The sequence below is a fragment of the Nostoc sp. DedSLP03 genome, from assembly GCF_034530815.1.
Lineage (GTDB): Bacteria > Cyanobacteriota > Cyanobacteriia > Cyanobacteriales > Nostocaceae > Nostoc.
On the sequence record NZ_JAVRCK010000066.1, the window covers coordinates 25,302 to 50,112 of the forward strand.

A 24,811-nucleotide genomic window follows, 5' to 3' on the forward strand; every position below is an offset into this window, starting at 1 on the left:
GTGCTGTCATTGTTGATTTTATTCACTTGATTTATTAAAAACTTCTAAAATCTGTCGGCAAATCTGCTTAAGCTTTTCCTCGATTTCACTAGAAGGCGAAGATGCGCCGACAACACTCCAGTTTTCTACCGTAGAAAGTCGCCACGCCTCACCGCGATGATCGAATCCAGCCACCTCCACGCCGATCGCACGCCGGGAATTATTGATGGGATCTTGATAAAATCGGATTTGAATTAAAATGCTGCGACTTCGCCAAGATTTGCTAATACCAGGAAAGTGAAAGCCAATATCTATAGAATCTGGATCGACTAACTCCCTAGTTTCCGGGTCATTTTTCCAGGGTTTGAGATCGGATTTGGCATCAGGAAACTCGAATTTGAACAAATTAACTACCGTGGCAATGTTGCTGGCGAGTTCAAGGTTCGTTGCCTGTTCAGCTGCGTTCACTAAAAAACACTCCTATATTGCATCGGCATCTTCAAGGATGTGAAGACAGAAAAACCGCCAGAAGGCTTATATTATTGGTGTTTCAGCTTATCAAGACCTTTGAGATTTAGCAACTCTAAATCATATTTTCCTAACAATCCTCGTTACTAACAGAAGCAAAAAATCGCTTCTTGTTGGGACTGCCTAACACCTATTAAGTAATTGTACTTAAAAATTACTCCAAAGCAGATGAAACTCTGTTCTTTGGAAAAAATATCAAGATTTTCTGCAAAATCCTTGGCTGATAAGAACGATTAACTCCGCTAGCGATCTAAAATGACACTGTTAATCGGTAAACCAAAAAGCAATTAAGTTCAATATATGGTGCGTCAACGCTCGATTTTTTCATTTTTCCTAGTACTATTGGCCACATTCCTGATTAGTTGTGGTGGCCCTGGTGTTGCGGTGGCACCTCCGACTTACACAGCAGTACAACTTGAAAAAATTCAGGCTTATGTTCCTGAAATTCAGGCTGTGCGCGATCGCTCACAAGAGTTGACAACCCTGATTAAAAGAGGTGATTGGATCAATGTGCGTAACTTTATACATGGGCCCATAACAGAAGCAAGGCTGAATCTGACTTATGTCACTTCCAACCTTCTACCCAAAGACCAACCCAAAGCACGTCAAATAACGCGAGATTTGTTTAACGACCTAGTTAAACTCGATAAAGCTACTAGTGCTGGCAATCCTCTAGTTGCCTTGAATCAATCCCAAGCTGCTTTTGCAGAGATTGACAATTTCCTCCAACTGCTTCCTAAGACCAACAGTGAAGCAGAGGCAAGTTAAGCGCAAGGTAAGATGAGCAAAGGGGATGAGGGAACAAGGAGGGTCAAAATTGCTCCCCCTGTTCCCTCATCTCCCGCATCTCTCGATCTTCGCTTCAAAACAGCAATGAGTCATGTATTTATTATCGGTTGTGGTGTAGTTGGAGCTGCGATCGCTTACGAACTGAGTTTAGTAAAAGGGCTGAAAATTACAGTTTGCGATCGCCAACCACCAGCACAAGCTTCCACGGGCGCTGCACTTGGCGTTTTGATGGGCGCAATCAGCCAAAAAATCAAGGGCAAGGCTTGGCAGATGCGGCAAACTAGCATCCAACGCTATGAAATCTTGATTCCTGAATTAGAAGCTTTAACGGGTCGCAAAATTCCTTTTAATCGTCAGGGAATTCTCATGCTTTTGTCTGATTCTTCCCTAGAGGGGATGTCAGCATGGGAAAAACTAGTAAAAATTCGTCACTCTCAAAGCTGGGATTTAGAAATTTGGGACACCGCTAAACTCCAGAATATCTGTCCTCAAATTAATAACGAAAAAATTACTGGTGCTGTCTATTCTCCGCAAGACCGCCAGCTCGATCCAACTGCCCTGACGTTAGCTTTAGTTGAAGCTGCCCAGCAAAATGGTGTAACTTTCAAATTTGGCGTAACTGTTTTAGATGCCCCAACCTCAACACCTGAATTTTGCCATCAACTTGACACTACAGAAGGAAAAATAACCGCTGATTGGTTTGTAATTGCAGCAGGGTTAGGTTCAACCCCACTAACAGCAAAATTAAATCAGATAATTGATATCCGCCCCGTACTTGGGCAAGCATTGCAAATGCGTGTGGGGCATCCATTAGGAAATCCCGACTTCCAGCCAGCGATAACGGGTAACGATGTGCATATTGTTCCTGTGGGCGGTGGAGATTATTGGATAGGCGCAACAGTGGAATTTCCCAGCAATGGCGATGAGATACCGCCAAATCAAGAACTGCTGGAATCTGTTAGAGAACAAGCGATCGCATTTTGTCCAGAATTAGCCACAGCAAGCATTCTTCGCACTTGGTCGGGGTTACGTCCCCGCCCTGAAGGTCGCCCAGCCCCAGTTATTGGTAAGCTACCAGGATTTAGTAACGTCCTCCTAGCTACCGGACACTATCGCAACGGCGTTTTACTAGCACCCGCTACAGCTTATGCGATTCGTGAGATGATTATTTCTCAGGGAATGGGGACTGGGGAGTAGGGGAGAAATCAATTCAAAATTCAAAATTCAAAATTCAAACATTTTAGAACTTCTGCCTCCTGCCTCCTCTTTTCCAATGACAAATGACAAATGACAAATGACCAATGACAAATGACAAATGACCAATGACCAATGACAAATGACAAATGCCCAATATAGGAAAATAGCGTGTCAATAAAAGAACATAAAATCAATGTAGATTCACTGGAATGGTTTTATCGGGAATCTTTACCAATCGGCAGAAGTGACTTAGCGCCTGTGTTGTTGCTACACGGCTTAGTTTCACAAAGTTACAGTTGGCGTCATATTATACCTGCTTTGGCGAATCAGGGGACAAGAGCGATCGCACCAGATTGGATTGGTTACGGCAATTCTTTCAAACCAGAAAAACGAGATTTTGCTTACACTCCCGATGCTTTTATCACAGCTTTAGAAGGATTTATTAGAGCTTTAGAACTTGAACATTTTTCTTTAGTTGTCCAAGGTTTTTTAGGTTCTGTAGGACTACAATATGCGTTGCGTCATCCAGAACAAATTGCCAATATAGCTATTTTAAATACACCAATTTCAACTGCTGCTAAATTACCCTGGAAAATTAAACAAATGGGTTTACCTTTAGCAGGTGAAGTCATGACCCAAGACCCCTTATTAGTCGATCGGACGCTAGAAGGCGGAAGCCGTTATCGCATAGGAGATAAGGATTTGGATGTTTATCGAAAACCATTTTTAACTGCTTCTTCGTCTGGTCGAAGTCTCTTAGCAAGTATTCGTCATTTACAGCTTGATTCAGCCATGACCGAAATACAAACTGGCTTTAAAGAATGGCAACAACCAATTCTGATTCAATGGGGTATGATTGATCCTTGGCTACCTATAGACATTGCCGAAAACTTTGCCAATTCCGTACCAAATACTGAATTAATAAAACTTAATAACGTCGGACATTATCCTCAAGAACACTACCACGAGACGATTTTGCAAGACCTTTTACCCTTTGTGCGTCGTAAAGATGCTCATTGACAATATATAGCAATCCTATTTGATTTGTGAGAATTTTGGTGTTGACTGTCCTAAGTCAATTGGTCATTTGTCCTTGGTTTTGTTTTACGAATGATTTAGGATTGCTATAGCTTTGGCAAAAATGGATATTATAAAAATGAATGTCAAAACTCAGGAGTCAGAATTAATTAGTAGAGGATGCAAAATCATCATTGTAGCCCACTAAATAGAAGATTGAGTGGCAGAATTCAAATGTTATTTCTTGTTAAAACTCCATCCTTTTCCAGATGGAATATTCTGAATTCTGAATTCTGGCTCCTGACTACTTTGTTATTATCATTACGAGTAAAGGAAATTATGATTCATGGCTTATTCATGGTTTAAAGCCTTTCATATTGTCGGATTTGTAGTTTGGTTTGCTGGTTTATTCTACTTAGTACGTCTTTTTATCTATCACGTTGAAGCGAACGTTGAACCTGAACCAGCACGAACGATACTGAAAAATCAGTATCAAATTATGGAAAAGCGCCTTTACTATATCATCACTAACCCAGGAATGTTTGTGACGATCGCAATGGCCATCGGTTTATTAACCACTGAACCGGACGTTTTAAAAGAGGGTTGGTTGCATATCAAACTGCTGTTTGTGGCGCTTTTAATTGGCTATCATCATTACTGCGCTCGGCTGATGAAGAAATTAGCAGTAGATGAATGTCGCTGGAATAGTCAGCAATTACGTGCTTTAAATGAAGCGCCTACAGTTATGTTAGTAGCGATCGTTTTGTTGGCTGTGTTTAAGAATAATCTACCTACAGATATGGCTGCTTGGGCTATTTTCGCCATGATTATTTTGATGGCAGTCACTATTCAACTTTACGCCAAAAAACGCAGGCAGGATAAAGAGAAATTGACGGCACAGATAGGGAAACCACAAGAACAAAGTTAGACAAAGTAAGGTAGCACAGCTGGGCTACCTTACTAAAAGTTGGATCGCAACAATAGACCTCTTGCAAAAGTCGAATAGACCCCCTTAATCCCCCCTTATAAAGCAATACGCTTGGGTTAAGCAAATTTATCTGTTCAGGCAGGCTGTTCTTGAGCAGGGGAGGCAGGGGAAGCAGGGGGAGAGAAAAAAGCTTAACTCAACTGTATTGCCTTATAAAGGGGGGAAACTTGAAATATTGCCCCCTCCCCAGCACATCGGGGAGGGTTGGGGAGAGGTGATTCAAGGATTTTTGCAAAAGGTTTAATAAATGCTACCAATTAACTATTACTTCATCCTGTAAACGTTTACAGTAAATCATCTCCAGGAATCACAGCGGTGTAAAAAGTATATTTGCGATTAGCGACATAACGTCGGTCTTGTTTAATAATTGCCATAAACTCTCTATGTCCCTCACGGCTACGTCCCACTAAACAACCTGCACTAGCAAGGCGAATATCATTCCTGGGGAAATCAAAGCCGTAGTGTTGATTCACATAAAAATTATCACCTGTATCAAGTTTGTCGCCAGTCCGTTTAAAATCTTGGTTGAAATCTCTACAAACTGTGATATCTCCAACTTGCACTAATGCTTCATGAGGCTCGGCTGTACCGTGAGTACCCACAGCCCAAGCTTTGTATTGTCCAAACTGAATCCTAGCTGCTCCTTTGGGATTCATCGGATTGTAAGTGTAGTACCTCCCTGGTTCTGTAGTAGCTTCCCAGTGATCTACGATTTTGGGAACACCATTTACTACTTCGATCACAATTCGCCGATCGTTAAATTCATTAGGTGTATCACTGTTGAGAGTCCAGTCTCCATTGATACCCTCTACATAAACAATGTTGTATTCTTTGGGATTGGTAAATACTTGATAACCTTTGGCTAACATATATTTCACAATCTTACTAGCGATGTCATTGCCTAGTTTTAAGGGGGGTTTAGGAAGATCGTCTATTTTAGTTTCAATTAATTTTTTGGCTGTGACTGCTCCTAAAAAACCACTCTCTTCAGTCTTAGTTAATTCTTGAAGTTTTTTGAGAGATATCACAGAAACAGGGCCAAATTTCCCATCGGCTGGAGGTTCCAGCAAACCTAAGCCGATTAACAATATCTGAATCTGACGAGCCAAGTCTGTATCTTCTGCGATCGCATCAAATGACCATTTTTCATCTTTTCCCAAGAAATCTTGTAGTTTCATTATGCACCTGCTTTCATTTACTGAGTTTTAAGTATAAACATCATTTTTACAATTGATGTTGTTTGAAACTATACTCTTGACTAAAAGATGATGTCACAATTTTTACTATTAATTTATGATTAAGCACACAAAAATTCACAGATATTACACTGAAGAAAAACTATTTATTGACGACATATATTAAATTTTTTTTCGAGTTCAGAGGTTGAATGGTGAACGATTTTCTAGGGGTACAGGAGTCTGCGATCGCACAGCGTTTAGATGAGTAAAAATAACCTATTGATTAAGCTTAGAGGTTGAGCAATGTCTCCGACAAGCTAGACTTACGCCTTTTTAACTAGACAATTTATGTTCTAAGGTGCAAGCTTTAAGTTCAAAAGTAGAATGATGAGGATAAAAGGTGCAACTTCCAGGATAAAAGGCGCAACTTCCAGGATAAAAGGCGCAACTTCCAGGATAAAAGGTGCAACTTCGAGGGTTAAAGGTGCAACTTCCAGGATAAAAGGTTGAGCGATTGCTCTTTTAACTCGACAACTCGTGTTTAAAGGTGCAAGGTTCGAGTTCAGAGGTGGAATAGTGAAGGTTGAAAGTAAATCTTTGGCTCTTTAATTTACTTTGGAGCTTACACAGTCCAATCCTGTGTTATTAAGTTTGGAACTTTGCTAAAGTCGCTAGTGTTGCGAGTCAATAATACTAAGCTCCGTGAAAGTGCGATTGAAGCTATTCTTAAATCCATCGTGGCGATGCGAACTCTTTGCGCTCGTAACCCTTCAAATATGGCTACTGCTCCAGCATCGAATGGTAAAATTGGTGCTGCCGAAAACCCCCGAATGATTTCCATTAGCAGAGTATATCCCCGAACTACATCACCAGGTGTTTGGGAACGAGTAATAAAGGTATGAGCGCCAATTACTTGCTCATGGAAACTAACAATAGAAAAAGCAAAATCTGTAGCCTGATGCTGGGCAATATGAGCCGCTAATGTTAAAAACTCTGTTCCTGAACGTCTTTGAAGAAAACTGATATGGTCAGTGTCCAGTAGATATCTCACAGTTGCTCGCCAGTCTCTTCTGTAAATATGTCAGCGTGGCGTAATGACCTACCATACTCCAAAGCTTGCAAAAATGCTGGTTCATCAGAAATTGAGCCAATAACCTTTTCCAGCCAATTACTATGGGTAGGCGCATCAATGACTCGATGTTTGATATCTGCAACTGTTTGTTCAAGAGTCGCTAAACGTTGTTCAAGATTTGCTTCATCTAACATAATTTTCTTTGAGACTTTAGTTTCAATGGTAATACTTATCCGCGTCTGGACAACGCGGATGAGCATCTTGTCCGTCACAACAAACTAAGGTTAGGTGTAGCTGTGGTTTTAGTCTGGTAAGCATTTTTGATACCAACCCAGTTACTAGCAATTGGCATTCGCCAACCAGTTCCAAAGGCGCGATCGGTAATTTTTAAGCCGGGGGGTGCTTGTCGCCGTTTAAATTCAGCCCGCGCTACCATTTGAATTACTCGGTTTACAATTACCGGATCGTGATCGGCTGCAACAATTTGCGCTGCTGATTGGTGGTTGTGAATCAGACGTTGCAAAATATCGTCCAAAATTTCATAAGGCGGTAGAGAGTCTTGATCTACTTGGCCCGGTTTTAATTCAGCACTTGGTGCTTTTGTCAAGACATTTTGCGGGATGATTTCATTATTGCGATTTAACCAATGGCAAAGTGAATACACACGGGTTTTAGGTACATCTGCAATTACTGCTAAACCGCCATTCATATCGCCGTAGAGAGTACAGTAACCAACTGCCATTTCTGACTTGTTACCAGTAGATAAAAGCAGATAGCCAAATTTATTAGCGATCGCCATTAATAAATTACCGCGAATCCGTGATTGGATATTCTCTTCAGCTAGTCCAAACTCTGTACCCGCAAACAAATCATCTAAAGTGCGATCGAAGCCTTGCATTAACTCGCCAATTGGTAAAAGATGAGTCTTAATCCCCAAATTTTCAGCTAATGCTTCAGCATCACTAATGGAATGCTCGGAACTGTAAGGGGAAGGCATGAGAACACCGAGGACATTTTCTTTACCAAGTGCAGCCGTGGCGATCGCAGCTACTATTGCCGAGTCAATCCCGCCACTTAAACCCAACACCACTTTAGAAAAGCGGCACTTCCGAGCGTAATCTCGCACTCCCAAAACCAAAGCTTGCCAAATTTCTTCATCTTCCGATTCATACATTGGTTCTACAGAACCCAACTGCAAATCGTGTTGCGCCTCGTCAAATTCTACTACTACTAAATCAGTGTCAAAACCACGGGCGCGACACATAATTTCACCTTGACGATTTAAGGCAAAACTATGTCCATCAAAAATTAAATCGTCATTTCCGCCAACCTGATTAGCGTAAATCATTGGTTGTTGAAAACGTATTGCACTATGTCTAAGCATGGTTTCACGAAACTGTTGCTTACCAGCCGTGTAGGGAGAAGCAGACAAATTGACAATCAAATCTACACCCAAAATTGCTAAGTCAGCAATCGGATTTACTGCATAAGTACGTTTGCCCCAAAATTCCTCATCGTTCCATAAATCTTCGCAAATAGTTACGCCAATATGGATATTATCGAGAGTGAAATAATTGGCTTGCAAGCCTTCTTCAAAATAACGGCGTTCATCAAAGACATCGTAAGTAGGCAAAAGTCGCTTGTGAAAAACTTGCTTGACTGTGCCATTTTCTAACAAAGCCATGCTGTTAAATAAACTTTTACCGCCACTAATATCTGCTTTGATATTCGGTTCAACAGTTCCTGCCAACACAGCTAAATTTGGTGGTAAATCCTCAGCCAAATTTTGTAAAGTGATGCCCATCGCTTCCACAAAACTAGGATTTAGTAATAAATCTCTTGGTGGATAGCCACACAGAGAAAGTTCTGGAGTCAACAATAAACGCGCACCGCTAGATGCGGCTCGTTGTGCCGCCTCCAGGATTTTTTGGGCATTTAAAAGCAAATCACCGATAGTCGGATTAATTTGAGCGATCGCAATTTTCATATTATTTGTCATTAGTCATTTGTCATTTGTCATTGGTCATTGGTCATTTGTCCCATGTGGCGGTTGGTTAAATAAATACCAAGGGTTTATCTTTTAGGGGAGCAAATGCTTCTGCGTCAAACTTATACAAGCTAGCCGGACGGCCAGCACCTCGTGATACCTTAATTCCGGTATCGCATAAAAAACCTAACTTGAGTAGACGCGCTCGAAAATTAGAATAATCGGAAAAGTTATCACCTAAAACTGTGGCGTATAACTGATATAAATCATTCAAGGTGAACATTTCTGGCAAGACTTCAAAAGCTACTGGGCTATACTCTAATTTATTTCGTAACCGCCTATGTCCATAAGCCAGAATTTCGTTATGGTCAAAAGCTAATTGCGGCACTTGTTTGACCGGATACCAAGCGATGCCAGTCATGCGATCGGCAATTAATTCGGCTTCTTCAAATCGCACTAGGGCAAAGTAACTAACTGATAAATAACGCACACCATAACTATCAGTTGCTTCCCGTGGATCGCGATTTGGTCCGCCAAATGTATACAGTTGTTCTAAATAAAGATTGTTGACCTTAATTTTCTCCGCCATAATGCGATAAGCGGCATCTTCTAAAGACTCTCCGGGACGTACCAAAGTACCGGGAAGACTCCAATGATTTAAAAATGGTTCTTGCTGCCGCATTACTAGTAGAACTAACAGCCGATTTTGTACAGTATCTACAGAAAAAATTACATTATCAACACCAACCTTGAAATCGGCCAAAGGTTGTTGGTTTAACGGAGTTGGTATCTTTTTTGGTGAACGTCCTGGCATTCGTACAAATGCTCTCGATTAATATAGGCAACTACAGGGGCTGTGAGGGCTTGGGGATCTCTATGTTCGCGGTAGGCTGTTGAGGAAACATCTAGACCAGTCAGACTAGCGATCGCTATTTTCCCTCCCAGCTTTTGCACTACCTCTGAACTAGACTCATCTATTACATATCCAGGTCGCGGTACAATCAGTAGTTGCACTTCCTGTAACAAATCTTCAATGCGATACCAACGTGGTAGCTGAGTCAGTAAATCTGAACCAACGATCAATGTCAATTCAGCCTCTTCACCCCAAGTAAGCTTGGCTTTTTCCACTGTTTCCAGCGTTCTGAAACTACTCAATTCTTGTTCCAAAGCAATATTGTGCCGTGGCGTGTCTATATCCGCAATCAACAGTCGCAACATTGCCGCCCGATGTTCTAAGGGTGTTTGATGAGACTTAAATGGATTATCTGCTGCCCAAACCGCTACCCAATCATAACGCTCAGACAACCAACTTAGAATTTCTTGATGTCCAGCAGTTGGTGGATCGGCACTAGTTCCAAACAAAGCAACTCTCATAATAATTCGTAATTCGTAATACTTCGACTTCGCTCAGTACAAATTCGTAATTCGTAATTAAGACTAGACTGAAAAAGTACTTTTACCTCTGTGTTCTTTGTGCCTCTGCGGTAGCCTACGGCAAGCCGCTGGTGTGTCTACGTTTTTTAGTTTCTTCAGTCAACACCCGTAACCCCTCAGAAATTTCTACCTGCACCGAGACAGGATCGTGCAAAGACCGTGTTTGTTGTGGCAAACTCGCAACTGAGGCGGCGGTACGCTGACGAATTGTTGCCAACGACTCCAAAGGCTGTATCCGTTCACCTTCTTGCACTACCAATTGCAACAAAGGTTCTTCGTCCAAAGCAATTTCATCTAAAAGTCCCAATCTGTCTGCTTTTACCTTACCTCCCGTAAACGAGCGAAAAATCTGCTTGCGCCCTGGATAAGTAACTTTACTACTCGATTGCTTCATGACTGGGATGCCATCAATGTCTACAAGTTTATAAACTCCATTGACAGGCGAACCTGTAACTAGTCGCGTTCCCAGTCCGTAACCATCAATTTGCGCTCCAGCAGCTTTTAATCTGGCAATTTCCCACTCGTCTATGTCGCCACTAGCAAAAATTGGCACACCGGGAAGGAGCGATCGCACCTGTTTTGATAAGGTAACTAAATCTCCTGAGTCCAATCTCACTCCTGTTAATTGCATTTCCCCGGAATTTACTTTTTCGGCCAAGCGCTCGGCAGCAGCAATGGTATCGTAAGTATCAATTAGTAATGGCGCACCCGGAAAATAGCGATGAAATGCACTAAAAGCTTGTTCTTCAGTGCCTTCTATTGCTGACAATGCCATTACTAAGGCGTGTGCCATCGTACCACTTGGCTGTTGTCCCAGTTGTAGCGCTGCTAACACATTGGAAGTGGAATCTAACCCACCCGCCAACGCCGCCCGTGCTGCCCATAAAGACCCTTGGGGACTAAATGCTCGTCTGGTGCCAAATTCTAAAAGTGTTGCTGATTCCCCTGCTACATCCCGCAACCGGGCTGCTTTTGTGGCAATCAAAGTCTGGTAATTAATCGTATTCAGCAGGTAAGTTTCTACTAGTTGCGCTTGCCAAAGGGGTGCTTCCACCCGCAACAGTGGTTGATTGGCAAACACGGCTGTCCCTTCTGGTACTGCCCAAACATCACCCGTGAACTTTCCCTCAGCTAAAAGCGACCAAAAGCGATCGCCTGCGTGAGCAAAAATTCTTGTTGCCTGTAATGCCGCAATTTGCGCCAAACTAAAGCGGATTTTGGCTAAATATTCCAATGCCTGCGTCAGCCCCATCGCAATTAAATAACCAAAACCCTCTGGCAATCGTCTGACAGACAATTCAAAGCTTCCCCGTCGTTGTTCTATACCTTCGCCTGTGTAACAAGCTGCCATCGTCAACTGGTAAAGGTCGGTCAGCAAGCTGTAGTCATCGGCAGAAAGGTTCAGTTCCGGGTTCTGCTGGCTTTGCTGTTTATATACATAGTCCAAATCTGGCAAAGTTGTCATGCAAGAGCTTCCTTACAAGATGCTTCTTTTTATTATGGTAATATTTACCATAAATGATGTCAACTCCCTGTAAGTATATTGTCTGAAATTGCCGTATAACAGTAGATTTCTGGGTAGCTTAATACTAATTTCATCAAATAATTAATATTTTTTAATAGTAATGGCTAGCAATAATGTTAATTAAGTCGGGCGGCTAATCAAGGGAAATAATATCCTGTCAGAGAAAGTTTGTTTTGCTTCGCTCTTTTTCCAAATGAGTTGAAAGAAACAACTATGTTACAATTAGAATCGAAGAGAAAAATTTGACTTTTTGACAAGCTAAAGTATTGCAAAGTTATCTGAATAAACATTGCATATATTCTCAATATATTGAGAATATGAGCAAGGCTTGAGTATTAGGATTAGAGTATAAGCATCACCATTAAAGCGACTCAAAAAGAAGGAGTCCAAGTATTATGGATATTTCCAAAATCATTGCGAACATAACTCAGTATATTTCTGAAGCTGCAATGCGGATTTTTGGCCCTACGGATGATGCTTATCCTGCTGTTGGCGTACAACCTTTTACAGGTGAGCCTTACGACGAAGATAGAGATGATAATTGGTAGATGCTGATAGGGCATTGAGAAATAGGAGTTAAAATTCAGAATTCAGATAAGGGCAATTACTGGGAGTTTAGGCAAACCATATAATTGAAAACCACGAAATTGTAGATTTAGCTTCGTACTTAAACTCCTTTATTTAAAAGTAGTGGCGTATTTCAATACGCCACTATTCCAATTTATTTTGCATTCTGGCTACTGACAAATAGATATCTTGCAAAAATTATATAACAATCATGAGTTTTAGTCTCATTAGGCGTTCAAAATTCAAGCCGCAACGCTATATTTGCAGTTGGTATTAGAAAAGAGTAACCAAAACTACTTTGGGTTTAAGATTTCATGTTTTTTGTCTATTCTAGACATTTAATCATATAGCAAAGGAGTGAAAGTTCATGAAGGCACAACTTTTAAAGTATTTGGGTTTACCTTGGGCTTTAGTTATGCTGGGTAATACATCAGTTTTGGCTGATACTGCATCTGGTACAATTAGGGAATATCATTTAAATCCTTATGAAGCACAAAGGGGTGTATGTATTAAAATGAACCCTGCATTACCAACAGTTGGTGGTTGGGCATGTTTATGGAAGGATAACGCTTTGTATAAAGAAGTTACTGATTTACTTCTTGAGGCTTATTCGTCAACAAAAACCTGTTCGATTACTTGGACTACTTATCGCGGCGGTTATGCAGATATTTATTATGTAAACTGCTACAATTAAGCGTTTCCACAGTGAAAGGGCCAAGTACAGGCTTAAAGCATTTCAACGGCAGCCTAATATCTGTCAAAATAAAATTGATGGCGTAAAAAGTTATTTAGGTTAGTAGTTTGCGAAAGCTTAGGAGTCAGAATTCAGGAGAATATTGGATGAATAAATATGCCAATCATATTAGATTCCTTCTATATTCTGAATTCTGATTCCTGATTCCTGAATTCTGACTTTAAACCTTTCGATCGCTGATTGCTAAGAGTTCCAAAATCGCTCCATTTGTCCAGCCGAAACCAACTTCGTTAGAACTATACCCAAAGCAGATTTCGTCGGAAACATTGGCAGAACAGCGTTCAACATCATATTTCTCAACTAAAGTATTGTGACGCTCGAATTCTTTAACTGCCATAGCTAAAAATTTGTTGGCAATGCGATCGCCTTCTGTATGATACCCATAGCGGTGAAGTCCAAGGACTGCAACTAATGTCAATGGTGCCCAGCCAAGGGGAGCATCCCACTGATTGCCGGTGACACGAGTACTGGTAAAAATTCCGCCTGGGGCTTCAAACAAAGAGAGATTTTCTACGACGCGTTTGGCTTGAGTTGGAGAAGCAATTCCCAGCCAGAGAGGATAAAACGTGGTGGCAAATTCGTAGCGGCGGCGTTTTCCATTCTGGAAATGATAGTCGAAATATAATCCTTGTTCTTCATCCCAGAGAAATTGATCGATCCGATCGCGGCGGATCTCTGCGCGATTGCTCCATTTTTGTTCCAATTGTTCGTTCCCCAGAATACGCTTAATTTGCGCCATGTCTTGTTCCACCTGATACAAGAAACTATTGAGGCACACAGGAGCGTAGTGGAGAATATCAGCACTAAAAGGGCCAAATCGGTTGGTGATATCAAAACCAGACTCGCGCATGGTGCGATCGCTTTTGTAAAATAGATTGGTCAGTTTGTCATTTTCGCGATCGTAGTAAAGATTGACATCGTAATCTTCAACCTCAAAGGTTTGGTAATATTCCTTGACGCGATCGTAGTGGCTTTTTCCCTCTTCATCCCGCTCGGAAAACAACACTTCTGGCGCCGGGCCTTCCCCAAAGGCATAAAATCTGGATAAGCCGGTTGCAGCATTCAGATGCGGCGGTACTACCCAGTAATAATAAAATTGCTCTAACAGAGGTACGGTTGCTTTTAACCACTCTTCATCTTGGGTGTGCTGGAATAACGCCAAGACCATCATACTCAGGACAGGAGGCTGCGATCGCGACAGCATATAAGTCCGGTTGGCGTTGAGAATAATGCCGTAATGTTGTACTTGGTACAACAATTGATCGACTTGACTTTGTGCTAGCTCCAATTCTCCATCGTGCAAAAGTCCTAGCAATATAAAGTAGCTGTCCCAGCCGTACATTTCATTGAAGCGACCACCTGGTACGACATAAGGCCCTGGTAAGTATAATAACCCATGCTCTTTAATCGCTTCTGCTTCTGCTGGCAAAGTGCGAATTTCTAGCTGTTGCATATCTTTTGGAGATAGCGATCGCTCTAACACAGTCTGAATGTTGGGACAATCTTCTGAAGGGGAAATGTAAACAATCCAGGGAGTTTCTCTTTTGTGGTCTAGTTTGGTATCCTTGGCAGATTGTAATAAGTGTTCGTGCGATCGCGTTAAAGTTTTCCACATTTTTTTGATGTGGAGGCGCACAGCTTCAATCTGCGCGGTGGTCAGTGTTGGGGTCATAATTACAGAATTGTTTTTTTAACGCAAAGGAACGCCAAGCGAAACGCAGAGGAACGCTGAGGTTTTACAGGGTTCTCTCTGCGTGGGATAAGATTTTGGTTTTTACTCGGCAGTGCTAATTAAGAGGGCAACTGGGAAATGAGTGAGGGCTGTTGCGATTGATAGGGTTTCTGTAGCTTGTAAGGGTTGCTGAGTTATGACGTTTTTCCAAGTAGGGGAAGTTCCAGGGGGTAGTTGCAGGTGCGTATCTTGCCAAACTGACTCACCCAAAGGATTGTCTCCTGGCTGGATGAGGCTGGTTAAAAACCGGGGCACGATCGCGATCGCTGTTTGATTCTCCTCCCGCCGTGCAAAGGCGATAATATGATTGGCGTAGGTTCCCTGAACTTCTAACGGTAAATAATCGCCGTCCTGGAATAATGAGACATAGTTTGTTCTGGCTTGGAGTAATTGAGCCGTTAAAAACAGTTTGATTCTGCCGTCTGTTTTGTCGTTTAGTAACTCCTGAATTAGTCCCAAAATGTCTGTTTTTGCCTGTTCGCGGATAGCGCTTAAGTAACTACGTCGCTGTTCAAAATCCACGGGACGGCGATTATCTGGATCGACTAAACTCAGTTCCCAAAGTTCCGTTCCTTGGTATAAATCGGGTACGCCGGGTACAGTAATCTTCAGTAAAGTTTGGGAAAGAGAATTGAATATCCCATACTCTGCAATTCGCTGTTGAAATGGACGAAACGCTTCTAGAAATTCCCCGGATATTGCAGGATCGAGTACTTTCCCAATGAAGGAGGTACAAGCTTCTTCATATTGGCTATCAGGTCGTAACCAGGCTGTATGCACCTTCGCTTCTCGTATTGCTTTTATTATATAGTCTTTCACCCGCTCCACGAAGGATGCATGTTCGTGTTCGGCAAAGGGAAACGCCCCTACTAGGGTTTGATAGAGAAAATACTCGTCGTTGCGATCGGGCATCGCAAACCCGTGGCGATGGCTACGATGTCCTCGATTCATGGCACTCCAGGTATTTACCTGCCGATCCCATTCATCGGGAATTTCTGAGAGGACATTCAACCTTGCCCGCACATCTTCGCCGCGCTTGGTGTCGTGGGTGGCGGTGGTGTTCATTGTGTGAGGCCAGGTTGCTTGGTGCTGTTTGTTAAAGGCATGAAATTTGGCTAATTCGATGCCAAAATGACCGGGATTTCCGCCGACTTCATTCAGCGACAGCAACCGATTGTAAACATATAATGTGGTGTCTTCTACGCCTTTGGCCATTAGCGGCCCGCTGTATTGCTGCATTCGCAAGACAAAATATATCCACTGTTCGCGTTCTGTTTGAGTCAGAGAATTATCAAACTCTAGCAGCATTAACTTTTCAATAAAAGTCAGTTCGTTCTGCAACAGGGGGGTTTGTTCTTTGGCTCGATCGATTACTTCTTGAATGGTAGCGCGATCGCTTTCTCCAATTCCATCGTGTGTAATGTACGTGCGGTAAATTGGGAACAGTTTCAAAACTTCGGCGATCGCTCTTTTTAATCCATTCAGTGTAAAATCATTGCCATAGCGATATTTGCTGGAAACGTTCTTTAACAAAAGAGCCAGATTATCAATATCACCTGCTAAATTCTTTTCCAAAATTAGGTGTTTTTTATCTTGAACCACCGATGCATAATCTGCTCTGGAACTGATAAAGTTTTGGTAAATTTTATCGAAGGATGATTCATTTTCTGTTTGACAAAATACACCATTTACATAGTTGAGAAAGTCATATCCAGATGTTCCTTGAATCTTCCAGTTTTCCGGCAACTCTTCGGTGAGTTCTAAAATCTTCTCGACGGTGATATAAACATCTCCCATCTTTTCTTGCAGTCTTTCGAGATACTGGATTGGGTTATAAAGTCCATCAATATGGTCAATCCGTAAACCAGTAAATTTGCCTTCTTCAACTAGTTTCTGAATTAGGCTGTGGGTATTATTAAAAACCCGCACTTCTTCAACCTTAACGGAAATCAGTTCATTGACAGTAAAGAAACGACGGTAATTCATTTCTTCCGCCCCAACCTTCCAGAAGGCAAGGCGGTAAAACTGGTCGTTCAGTAATTCATCTAGGAGGTTAAAGCTTTCTGAATTACCGGGTTCTCCGTTGAATGTTTGGAGATTTTCGTCAATAAACTCGCGGATGGTATCATTTGTGGTGTAGAGTTCCCAAAGCAATCCTTTAATAAATGCGATTTGGTCTTGTCGCTGTTTTCCGGCAACTTCTGAAGGCACACTTTTGAGAATGTAGAGAATCCCCAATAGCTTAATAAAATCGGGATGATTGCGTCCGAGTGTGCGCGTGAGTTTACCTAAATTATGGCTGATAAATTTTGTATAAGATTCTAACCGCAGTGGCAATTTTAAGCTGTAATAGTTGACGGTTAAACCGTTTTGTTCGTATTGCAGTTGAATGTGTCCGTTTTCCAGGGATGTACCATAGAAATCTCCCAGCAGAGGAGCCAGAATTCGCTCTTGGCGATCGCCAAAGGGAGCATTCCAAGAAAGATCGAAGTAATCGGTATAGCTGGAATCCGGGCCGTGTTCCAATACGTCCATCAAGTAATCGTTTTCGCTGCTATAGGCCATGTGGTTGGGCACAATATCTTGTAACCAACCCATACCAAGGGATTGAACTTCAGCAACTAATGCATCAAAGGACTCATTAGTTCCCAGTTCTGGGTTAAGTTGAGTGGCATCTACTATATCGTAACCGTGCGTACTCCCGGATCGTGCTTTGAAAATGGGGGAAGCATATAAATCGGAAACACCTAAATCTGCTAGATAAGCTGCGATCGCTTTGGCGTTGTCAAAGCCAAACTGAGGTGTAAACTGAATTCGATAAGTGGCGGTGGGAATTCGCATATTTTTTTAGTACAGAGTGGGGAATAGGGAGTAAGGGGGATGAGGAAGATGAAGCTTTGAGAGGATGTTTGAAAAGTCCTCTTCTCGGTAGCAAAAGGATATTACCCCCCTTAATCCCCCCGATGTATTGGGGGGAAACAAGAAATCTAATCTAGTTCCCTCCCCTTTGCAAGGGGAGGGTTAGGGTGGGGTAAATTTTAAGAGGTTAGGGAGGATCAATAAGTGCCTAACATCACAGACAACCATTTTCAAACAACCTTTTTGCTCGAACCTTGAGATTATCAGGCTGAAACTTTAAGTTCTAACTCTCTCCCTCATCCTTTTTCATAGAGTACTAGACTAGTAGGTTGCAATTTCACTTCTTGGCCTACAGACAGATGTTCAGGGGCTTCAGAACCATGCCCAGACCATGAAGTATCAGCAGAGTCCAACAATTTATTAGCATTATGCTCAAACGGCAAAGTTACTGTCACTCGAGACGATTTGAAATTCATCACAAATATGACTTCACTCGATTCGCACCAACGCCGCACGATGACTATCTCTTTCTCTTCATCGCTAGTTGCTTCGATGAAATTGCGGTCTTGGTTGAGCAGGGCTGGATGTGTCTTGCGTAAATTAATTAACTGACGATACCAATCCCAGAGAACTTTGTGCTTTCCTTGATTGCGTAATTCCCAATTAAGTTTAGACTTGAGGAAAGTTTCTGATGATTCTGGATCTGGGGGATCGTCTGCGAAGTGAAATGCTTCAAACTCTTGTTTGCGTCCGGCTCGAACTGCTTGAATCAAATCGGGATCGGAGTGACTAACAAAGTAAATGAACGGTGCAGTTTCGCCGTATTCTTCTCCCATGAATAACAAGGGTAAGTTGGGCGATAGCAGCACAGCACCAGCACCTAATTTCAATCCCTCAAAAGAGATTTTCTGGCCGAGGCGTTCTCCTTTCATTTGATTGCCGATTTGATCGTGATTCTGAATACAGACTGTAAACTGTGATAAAGGGCGATCGCGGCAAGATAAGCCATGAAATCGTTTGCGATCGGGCGAGTATTTCCAATCGTAGACAAAAGTATCGCTATAAGCTTTTGCTAGATCGGCACATTTGCCAAAATCTTGATAATATCCTTGGCGCTCGCCTGTCAACAGTGCGTGCAATGCGTGGTGAAAATCATCACTCCACTGAGCATCGAGTCCATATCCACCCAATTCTGCTGGACGAATTATTCGCGGATTATTCAAGTCACTTTCGGCTATCAAATGGCGTTTCCATCTTTGCCCTTGTTGTGAGAAATGATGAACTGCTTCCGCCAATTCCCATAAAAAATGCTTGGCTCCCAAGTCATAAATTGCTTGAATGGCATCCAGCCGCAATGCATCAATGTGAAATTCGCCCAACCAGTAAAGCGCATTTTCGATAAAATAATTTCGCACACCCTGACTATGGGCATCATCGAAATTCATTGCTTCGCCCCACGGCGTTTTATAGGTTTTAGTAAAGTAGGGCGCGAACTGACCCATATAATTGCCTTCTGGCCCAAAGTGGTTATATACCACATCCAGCACAACGGCGATATTATTTTGATGGCAAGCATTTACTAGTTGCTTGAGTTCGGCTGGACTACCATAGGAATTTTGCACAGCATAAGGATAAACGCCATCATAGCCCCAGTTGCGATATGCAAGAGATGCTTCAATATGAGTATCTCCCGGAACCTGCGAGATCGGCATGATTTCAATGGCGTTAATTCCCAGTTCTCTCAGTTCTGGTAAACGGGGAATGATGGCGGTGAAACTTCCTTCCGGCGTGAATGTGCCAACGTGAACTTCATAGAAAATCATCGACTCTACAGGAATACCCGTCCATCCTTCATCAGTCCATTCAAAAGAAGGATCGACAATTTGCGACGGCCCATGTACCCCTTCCGGTTGATACTGCGACGCCGGATCGGCAAAGTTGTCTTGGCCATTCAAGACATACCGATAAAGCGCACCCGGATACACATCGTTGACTTTCGTGTGCCAGTATCCCTCAGATTGAGGCTTGAGGGGAATTAACTGCTCTTCTGGCGTCAAAATTTTTACCGTAACGCTATCTAATAGCGGAGACCAAACTCTAAATTCACACTCTCCGTTACCCAAGTAGTTTGCACCAATTTTCACGCAGTATCCTCCCGTCAGACTCTTTGTTGTGCCAAATTAGGGCGCGATGGCGTACACGCCCGCCATAGGCGATCGCAAATGTCATTGATTGCACAATGTTTACAAACACGCCAGATAGCATAATGGTTGGTCTAGCAGACATTTTGCTAGCATCTGGAGGGGGATTTTTGACTAAAATAAACTCTGTCTAATGACCAAAGGGCGAGGGGACTGGGGACTGGGGGCAGAAGCATTGGTATCAACTTCACGTGAAAGCTTTATAATCACCTGATATTAAATCTACTCGTTTACCATCACTATCCGCGTCACCCCACCCCGGTTTTGTCTAAAGCCAAAACTGCCCCTCCCCTTGGCAAGGGGAGGGGTTGGGGGTGGGGTAAAGCGTATGTGGGGCAAACATTTAAACTTAAGTTGGCTTGCAGCTACCATCTACACAGTATGATGATTGATATGTATTAGAACGTTTACCAAAGATTGCGTAGCGGTTATCGCGGATTTGCTCGTAAAAGCGATCGCCTGCCCATTTCATCCCCGGTAATGCTCGATAAGCGTCTACAAATATACTTCCTGCTGGCAATAACCGCCCAATTTCTTCTGCTGCATTACTGCCTTGCCAACGTCTCTGAGGGTTATTGCCATCAATTAAAATCATTCCCTGTCCGCAATCTTGGGCTGAAATTCCCCACTGTAAAAGTGTCTGCTCATCTTGCATGGGACTGTAGCGAAACAGCTTTCCTTGGTCTAAGGTTTCTAGCAATTGCACTAGGCTAACGCAGAGATTACAATTCCCGTCGTAGATTACGAAGTAATTCATAAAAATAATCGCTCTTTGGCAATTGAATTGTCGAATGTGTCTAAAACACAACTTTGGTATTCTAGCTTAGATAACCGTAGCGATCGCTTTTACCTCACCGAACCAGTCTCTAGTTTAAATATGCATAATGTCGTCTAGCTTTAGTTGTAAATTGGGCAAGACACCAGAAGAAATAGTATCTCCTAAGCGATATTGTTGTTGCTGGTACACACCATTCACTAACTGACAAATCGTAAATGTTGGTTGTTTGGGATTGCCGATAAACTGTAAGCCACCCAAGCCACGAAAGTCCACAATCCAATATTCTGGGATGTTAAGAAAAGCGTATTCTTCAACTTTTCTTGCATAATCATCTTGCCAATTAGTACTCACAACTTCAGCAACAAGTTTGATTGTATTGCCGTTACAAATTATTGGTTCTTTTTGCCAAAGTGGTTCTTTACTCAGTTCTGCTTTATCTAAAACAATTACATCAGGACGCAGTGCTGTGGCTTCAGCCGCAGGCGGTTTAATCAGACAAGTTTTTGGAATTAGCCAGTTGAAATGAGAATTAAAAATTTCAACAAAGATTCTACCAGCAATACTACCTGCAACAGCTTCGTGTGGCCCTGTAGGTTCCATGTCTCTTAATTGCCCATCGATTAATTCGTAGCGTGTATTGTCACCATATTGGGCGATAAATTCCTCAAAGGTGAGTAGTTTGGGCGAGGTGTAGGTCATTATGTTTTGACTTGACGTAGGCTTATTGTAACGAAGGTATTATCAAGCAAAACTACCATGAGGTAGCGAATTAATTGCGTAGGCATAGCCCACACTTCTCTACGAGACGCTGCGCGAACGACTACGCTCTGTTACCACGCGAACGACATGGTTCGACTCCGGCTCCATCGAGCGAAGCCGAGATGCTCACCAGCCGCTCAGTGACCACCGCAGGCATTGCTCTTGTCCCACCAAACCAGTGCGAAGTAAAACAAGTCGATGTATTAACATAACAAGTCGATGTATTAACATAACAAGTCGATGTATTGGCATAACAAGTCGATGTATTCACATAACAGGTCGATGTATTGGCATAACAAGTCGATGTATTAACATAACAGGTCGATGTATTAACATAGCAGGACGATGCATTAAGTCAAACATCGCCCCCAGTTTCCAGTTATCATGCCCTTGGAATGGTAAATGCCATAGTTTTTTCATTAATAAGAAAATATTCATGAGATACAAACTCTTAGGCAAAAGCGGGTTAAGAGTCTCTGAACTCTCCTTGGGAACCATGACCTTTGGTGAAGATTGGGGTTGGGGTGCATCTGTTGACGAAAGTCGGAAAATCTTTGATAGCTATGCAGAAGCAGGCGGAAATTTCATTGACACCGCCAACGGTTATACCGATGGTAGCAGTGAAAAAATTGTCGGTGAGTTAATCGCTAAAGAACGCGAACGCTTTGTAGTTGCGACAAAATATTCCTTTCCCTTGCGGATGAACGATCGAAAGGGCGACCCTAACGCCAGTGGAAACCATCGCAAGAATTTAATTCAGTCTTTGGAAGGTAGCCTAAAACGGCTAAATACCGATTACATTGATTTATTCTGGTTGCACGCTTGGGATTTCACAACACCAATTGAAGAAGTCTTGCGATCGCTTGATGATGTAGTGCGTCAAGGTAAAGTACTTTACATCGGTATTTCTGACACACCCGCTTGGATTGTTTCCCAAGCAAATACCATCGCCCATTATCAAGGATGGACGCAGTTTGTCGCCCTGCAAATTGAGTATAGTTTGATTCAGCGAACACCAGAACGAGATTTGCTACCCTTGGCTAAAGCCTTCGATTTAGCAGTAACACCGTGGTCGCCTTTGGGTGGTGGTGTGTTGACAGGTAAATATAATCGATCTTCTCAAGGAGGCGCTGAACAAGGGCGACTCGAAACTTTAGGCGGAGGGATTTCTGAAAAAAATTTAGCGATCGCTGAAGTGGTAAGTCAAGTTGCAGCAGAAATTGATCGTACACCTTCACAGGTAGCATTAGCTTGGTTACGCGCTCAAAGTGGTGTGATTATTCCGATTATTGGCGCACGTAAATTATCGCAGTTTCAAGATAACTTAGCTTCAATAGAAGTCACACTTTCGCCAGAACATCTGCAACGGTTAGATGAAGTGAGTCAAATTGAACTGGGTTTTCCCCATGACTTTTTGCAAAATGATGTAATTCGCGATCGCCTTTTCGGTGGTACATTCAATACCATAGAAAATCATCGTATTTAACTAATAGTTATAAACAGTAACATATTCAGGCATTAATTCAATCCATCGTCAGAGAGTTTCGCCAAACCAAACAATTCTGTAAAGTTGGATTTAAAAGGCATTAACAACGTAGAATCATGAGCGACAACAGCATTACATCACGTTTGTACCCTACCCGCATTGACATTCCCGCCGAAGCGCGAGTGCAAATCGTAGTACTTCTTAACCAAACTTTGGCAGCTACTTCCGATCTAAAAACCCAAGCAAAGCAAGCGCACTGGAATGTTAAAGGTACTGACTTTTACCAGTTACACTTATTATTTGATGAACTTGCTGCGGAATTGGAAGGATACATCGATATGGTGGCTGAACGTGTCACAGCTTTAGGCGGATACGCTTTCGGAACAGCCCGCGCCGCAGCTAGTAATTCAATTTTGCCAGAATATCCCTTAGATATTTTGGATGGTAAAGACCACGTAACAGCTTTGTCAGATCGTTATGCATTATATGCTAAACATCTCCGGGAAGCGATCGATAAAAATGATGAATTAGGCGACCTCGATACCGCCGATCTTTACACCGAAATTTCTCGCGCCATTGACAAACGACTCTGGTTCTTAGAAGCTCATCTGCAAGTAGCAGAAATTAAGGGAGAGAATGGTAAAGCGGCTGCTACTAAAACTCAGAAGATTCCTGCTGGTGTTGTAAAGTAAGCACTTTTGAGAAAAGTAGTCTTTCGTAAATCTAATAGTATCTTTTTGGTAAGTACGTCACTTTTAAGTGCGTACTTTTCATTTATATGTACATACTTTACTATTGAAATAGTTCAAAACTAGGTCGAAACATTTGATAATATCTTCGACAAGCGATACATCAAGATTAATAGTTCAAATTCAATAACTTAGTAAGTTAGCCAAAAGTATCCTAATTCCATTCTGATTTCTAATTCTTGTACAGACGCGATGAATCGCGTCTCTAAATACTCATTAACAACGAGGTAAATATATGTCTCAAAATACAATTACCCACTTAATTCATGATCGCAATTCTCGCGGTCACGCGAAAATGGGCTGGCTCGATAGTTATCACACATTTTCCTTCGGTAGTTTTTACGATCCCAACCGGATGGGATTTCGCTCTCTGCGCGTAATTAACGACGATCGCATCGCCCCTGGTGCAGGATTCCCTACCCACAGTCATCGTGACATGGAAATCCTCACTTATGTCTTAGAAGGTGCTGTAGAGCATAAAGACAGCTTGGGTACTGGTTCGGTAATTCGCCCCGGTGATGCCCAAATTATGAGCGCTGGAACTGGAATCAGCCACAGTGAATTTAATCCTTCACCAACTGAACCACTCCATTTACTACAAATCTGGATTCTTCCCGATCGAGAAGGAATAACGCCAAGATACGAACAAAAAGCTTTTCCTCTCGAAGAAAAGCGCGGTAAACTCCGCTTAATTGCTGCTAGAGATGGGCGCGATGGTGCTGTGACAATTCACCAAGATGTTGATTTATACACATCTGTTTTAGAGGATGGTGATGTTGTTAATTATCAAGTCAAATCTGGCCGTTATGCCTGGTTACAAATAGCGCAAGGCATAGTTAACCTAAATGGCGAAGAACTCAGAGCCGGTGATGGTGTACAAATCAACGGCGAAGAACAGTTAGAAATTAGCACCAACATCGGCGGCGAAATCTTGCTTTTCGATTTAGGCTAATATCTCTTTTCTCTGTTAAAGGCTCATTTAGATGAGCCTTTAACTCAGAATATTAGGTTTACGAATTAAGTATGTTTGCGTGTTCCGTGAAAGCAAAGAAAATCACTGGAAATGCTAGCAGAATGTCTCAGAAGTTGTTTGATAAGTAGTTGGCTGTATCTTTGCACTTAATTGATCCCCCCTAACCCCCCTTAAAAAGGGGGGAACTGGAATCAAAGTCCCCCTTAAAAAGCTTGTCATTACCAACATCTTTTAAACTGACTGGGTGATAAAATCAGCA

General features: G+C 42.3%; 24 protein-coding genes. 9 read left to right on the forward strand and 15 right to left on the reverse strand.

Translation table 11 applies throughout. The features are described from left to right. Window positions 1-18: 18 nt before the first annotated feature. On the reverse strand, window positions 19-447 hold the full coding sequence (locus RM368_RS26300) for a hypothetical protein (RefSeq protein ID WP_322696769.1): 429 nt from the start codon (window positions 445-447) through the stop codon (window positions 19-21). 360 nt (window positions 448-807) lie between these two features. Between RM368_RS26300 and psbQ the strand changes: the two genes are divergently transcribed. From psbQ to hemJ, 4 genes are all read left to right on the forward strand, one after another. Continuing rightward, window positions 808-1,275 (forward strand): photosystem II protein PsbQ, encoded by a 468-nt coding sequence (psbQ, locus tag RM368_RS26305; RefSeq protein ID WP_322677881.1) that lies wholly within the window; start codon window positions 808-810, stop codon window positions 1,273-1,275. A 105-nt stretch (window positions 1,276-1,380) separates the two neighbouring features. Further along, complete coding sequence (locus RM368_RS26310) at window positions 1,381-2,493, forward strand: FAD-dependent oxidoreductase (protein ID WP_322696770.1); 1,113 nt, start codon at window positions 1,381-1,383, stop codon at window positions 2,491-2,493. A gap of 168 nt (window positions 2,494-2,661) precedes the next feature. After that, complete coding sequence (locus tag RM368_RS26315; RefSeq protein WP_322696771.1) at window positions 2,662-3,513, forward strand: alpha/beta fold hydrolase; 852 nt, start codon at window positions 2,662-2,664, stop codon at window positions 3,511-3,513. A gap of 343 nt (window positions 3,514-3,856) precedes the next feature. Beyond that, entirely contained in the window at window positions 3,857-4,438 is a 582-nt protein-coding gene (gene hemJ / locus RM368_RS26320) for a protoporphyrinogen oxidase HemJ (RefSeq protein WP_322696772.1), read from the forward strand. Between the two features lie 344 nt (window positions 4,439-4,782). On the opposite strand, the gene RM368_RS26325 is transcribed toward hemJ, so the two are convergent. The 7 genes from RM368_RS26325 to RM368_RS26355 form a co-directional block, all read right to left on the reverse strand. Beyond that, complete coding sequence (locus tag RM368_RS26325) at window positions 4,783-5,676, reverse strand: peptidoglycan-binding protein (protein WP_322696773.1); 894 nt, start codon at window positions 5,674-5,676, stop codon at window positions 4,783-4,785. A 622-nt stretch (window positions 5,677-6,298) separates the two neighbouring features. After that, window positions 6,299-6,727: a type II toxin-antitoxin system VapC family toxin gene (locus RM368_RS26330; RefSeq protein ID WP_322696774.1), complete on the reverse strand. Its 429-nt coding sequence runs from the start codon at window positions 6,725-6,727 to the stop codon at window positions 6,299-6,301. Then, complete coding sequence (locus RM368_RS26335) at window positions 6,724-6,942, reverse strand: transferase hexapeptide repeat containing protein (RefSeq protein ID WP_322696775.1); 219 nt, start codon at window positions 6,940-6,942, stop codon at window positions 6,724-6,726. Before RM368_RS26335 ends, RM368_RS26330 begins: the two co-directional genes overlap by 4 nt. A 74-nt stretch (window positions 6,943-7,016) precedes the next feature. Beyond that, window positions 7,017-8,735 carry an NAD+ synthase gene (locus RM368_RS26340; RefSeq protein WP_322696790.1) on the reverse strand — a complete coding sequence of 573 codons (1,719 nt, stop codon included), beginning with the start codon at window positions 8,733-8,735 and terminating at the stop codon, window positions 7,017-7,019. Window positions 8,736-8,802: 67 nt separating this feature from the next. Continuing rightward, on the reverse strand, window positions 8,803-9,549 hold the full coding sequence (locus tag RM368_RS26345; protein ID WP_163929288.1) for an NUDIX hydrolase: 747 nt from the start codon (window positions 9,547-9,549) through the stop codon (window positions 8,803-8,805). Further along, on the reverse strand, window positions 9,510-10,109 hold the full coding sequence (locus RM368_RS26350; RefSeq protein ID WP_322696776.1) for a nicotinate-nucleotide adenylyltransferase: 600 nt from the start codon (window positions 10,107-10,109) through the stop codon (window positions 9,510-9,512). The genes RM368_RS26345 and RM368_RS26350 overlap by 40 nt, the downstream gene beginning before the upstream one ends. Before the next feature lie 115 nt (window positions 10,110-10,224). Next, window positions 10,225-11,634, reverse strand: a complete 1,410-nt coding sequence (locus RM368_RS26355; RefSeq protein ID WP_322696777.1) for a nicotinate phosphoribosyltransferase — start codon at window positions 11,632-11,634, stop codon at window positions 10,225-10,227. A gap of 455 nt (window positions 11,635-12,089) precedes the next feature. On the opposite strand from RM368_RS26355, the gene RM368_RS26360 reads away from it, so the two are divergent. Both RM368_RS26360 and RM368_RS26365 read left to right on the forward strand, forming a co-directional pair. Next, window positions 12,090-12,242 carry a hypothetical protein gene (locus RM368_RS26360; RefSeq protein ID WP_194041182.1) on the forward strand — a complete coding sequence of 51 codons (153 nt, stop codon included), beginning with the start codon at window positions 12,090-12,092 and terminating at the stop codon, window positions 12,240-12,242. 386 nt (window positions 12,243-12,628) lie between these two features. Further along, entirely contained in the window at window positions 12,629-12,955 is a 327-nt protein-coding gene (locus RM368_RS26365) for a hypothetical protein (protein ID WP_322696778.1), read from the forward strand. A gap of 220 nt (window positions 12,956-13,175) precedes the next feature. Here RM368_RS26365 and RM368_RS26370 read toward each other — a convergent pair whose 3' ends face one another. The 7 genes from RM368_RS26370 to RM368_RS26400 all read right to left on the reverse strand — a co-directional run bounded on the left by RM368_RS26370 (window position 13,176) and on the right by RM368_RS26400 (window position 21,615). Continuing rightward, complete coding sequence (locus tag RM368_RS26370; RefSeq protein WP_322696779.1) at window positions 13,176-14,687, reverse strand: trehalase family glycosidase; 1,512 nt, start codon at window positions 14,685-14,687, stop codon at window positions 13,176-13,178. A 102-nt stretch (window positions 14,688-14,789) separates the two neighbouring features. Continuing rightward, entirely contained in the window at window positions 14,790-17,588 is a 2,799-nt protein-coding gene (gene treY, locus RM368_RS26375; protein WP_322696780.1) for a malto-oligosyltrehalose synthase, read from the reverse strand. A gap of 314 nt (window positions 17,589-17,902) precedes the next feature. Beyond that, a complete protein-coding gene (gene treZ / locus RM368_RS26380; protein WP_322696781.1) occupies window positions 17,903-19,750 on the reverse strand; it encodes a malto-oligosyltrehalose trehalohydrolase in 1,848 nt (615 codons plus the stop codon). Beyond that, window positions 19,722-19,892, reverse strand: coding sequence for a hypothetical protein (locus tag RM368_RS26385; protein WP_322696782.1), 171 nt, complete (start codon window positions 19,890-19,892; stop codon window positions 19,722-19,724). The genes treZ and RM368_RS26385 overlap by 29 nt, the downstream gene beginning before the upstream one ends. A 264-nt stretch (window positions 19,893-20,156) precedes the next feature. After that, on the reverse strand, window positions 20,157-20,564 hold the full coding sequence (locus RM368_RS26390) for a thiol-disulfide oxidoreductase DCC family protein (protein ID WP_322696783.1): 408 nt from the start codon (window positions 20,562-20,564) through the stop codon (window positions 20,157-20,159). Window positions 20,565-20,678: 114 nt separating this feature from the next. Further along, window positions 20,679-21,284, reverse strand: coding sequence for a Uma2 family endonuclease (locus RM368_RS26395; protein WP_322696784.1), 606 nt, complete (start codon window positions 21,282-21,284; stop codon window positions 20,679-20,681). A 121-nt stretch (window positions 21,285-21,405) separates the two neighbouring features. After that, window positions 21,406-21,615: a hypothetical protein gene (locus tag RM368_RS26400; RefSeq protein WP_322696785.1), complete on the reverse strand. Its 210-nt coding sequence runs from the start codon at window positions 21,613-21,615 to the stop codon at window positions 21,406-21,408. Window positions 21,616-21,780: 165 nt separating this feature from the next. Here RM368_RS26400 and RM368_RS26405 point away from each other — a divergent pair, with 165 nt between their 5' ends. From RM368_RS26405 to RM368_RS26415, 3 genes are all read left to right on the forward strand, one after another. Next, entirely contained in the window at window positions 21,781-22,830 is a 1,050-nt protein-coding gene (locus RM368_RS26405; RefSeq protein ID WP_322696786.1) for an aldo/keto reductase, read from the forward strand. 116 nt (window positions 22,831-22,946) lie between these two features. Beyond that, entirely contained in the window at window positions 22,947-23,522 is a 576-nt protein-coding gene (dps, locus tag RM368_RS26410) for a DNA starvation/stationary phase protection protein Dps (RefSeq protein WP_322696787.1), read from the forward strand. Between the two features lie 292 nt (window positions 23,523-23,814). After that, the gene (locus tag RM368_RS26415) at window positions 23,815-24,531 is read left to right on the forward strand and encodes a pirin family protein (protein ID WP_322696788.1); all 717 of its coding nucleotides are present in this window, start codon (window positions 23,815-23,817) and stop codon (window positions 24,529-24,531) included. Window positions 24,532-24,811: the final 280 nt, after the last annotated feature.

Excerpts from the sequence above, each read along its gene's own strand:
- psbQ (WP_322677881.1), top strand. The coding sequence starts at position 808 with ATGGTGCGTCAACGCTCGATTTTTTCATTTTTCCTAGTACTATTGGCC.
- RM368_RS26310 (WP_322696770.1), top strand. The coding sequence starts at position 1,381 with ATGAGTCATGTATTTATTATCGGTTGTGGTGTAGTTGGAGCTGCGATC.
- hemJ (WP_322696772.1), top strand. The coding sequence starts at position 3,857 with ATGGCTTATTCATGGTTTAAAGCCTTTCATATTGTCGGATTTGTAGTT.
- RM368_RS26325 (WP_322696773.1), bottom strand. The coding sequence starts at position 5,676 with ATGAAACTACAAGATTTCTTGGGAAAAGATGAAAAATGGTCATTTGAT.
- RM368_RS26335 (WP_322696775.1), bottom strand. The coding sequence starts at position 6,942 with ATGTTAGATGAAGCAAATCTTGAACAACGTTTAGCGACTCTTGAACAA.
- RM368_RS26340 (WP_322696790.1), bottom strand. The coding sequence starts at position 8,735 with ATGAAAATTGCGATCGCTCAAATTAATCCGACTATCGGTGATTTGCTT.
- RM368_RS26345 (WP_163929288.1), bottom strand. The coding sequence starts at position 9,549 with ATGCCAGGACGTTCACCAAAAAAGATACCAACTCCGTTAAACCAACAA.
- RM368_RS26350 (WP_322696776.1), bottom strand. The coding sequence starts at position 10,109 with ATGAGAGTTGCTTTGTTTGGAACTAGTGCCGATCCACCAACTGCTGGA.
- RM368_RS26355 (WP_322696777.1), bottom strand. The coding sequence starts at position 11,634 with ATGACAACTTTGCCAGATTTGGACTATGTATATAAACAGCAAAGCCAG.
- RM368_RS26360 (WP_194041182.1), top strand. The coding sequence starts at position 12,090 with ATGGATATTTCCAAAATCATTGCGAACATAACTCAGTATATTTCTGAA.
- RM368_RS26365 (WP_322696778.1), top strand. The coding sequence starts at position 12,629 with ATGAAGGCACAACTTTTAAAGTATTTGGGTTTACCTTGGGCTTTAGTT.
- RM368_RS26370 (WP_322696779.1), bottom strand. The coding sequence starts at position 14,687 with ATGACCCCAACACTGACCACCGCGCAGATTGAAGCTGTGCGCCTCCAC.
- treY (WP_322696780.1), bottom strand. The coding sequence starts at position 17,588 with ATGCGAATTCCCACCGCCACTTATCGAATTCAGTTTACACCTCAGTTT.
- RM368_RS26385 (WP_322696782.1), bottom strand. The coding sequence starts at position 19,892 with ATGTCTGCTAGACCAACCATTATGCTATCTGGCGTGTTTGTAAACATT.
- RM368_RS26390 (WP_322696783.1), bottom strand. The coding sequence starts at position 20,564 with ATGAATTACTTCGTAATCTACGACGGGAATTGTAATCTCTGCGTTAGC.
- RM368_RS26395 (WP_322696784.1), bottom strand. The coding sequence starts at position 21,284 with ATGACCTACACCTCGCCCAAACTACTCACCTTTGAGGAATTTATCGCC.
- RM368_RS26405 (WP_322696786.1), top strand. The coding sequence starts at position 21,781 with ATGAGATACAAACTCTTAGGCAAAAGCGGGTTAAGAGTCTCTGAACTC.
- dps (WP_322696787.1), top strand. The coding sequence starts at position 22,947 with ATGAGCGACAACAGCATTACATCACGTTTGTACCCTACCCGCATTGAC.
- RM368_RS26415 (WP_322696788.1), top strand. The coding sequence starts at position 23,815 with ATGTCTCAAAATACAATTACCCACTTAATTCATGATCGCAATTCTCGC.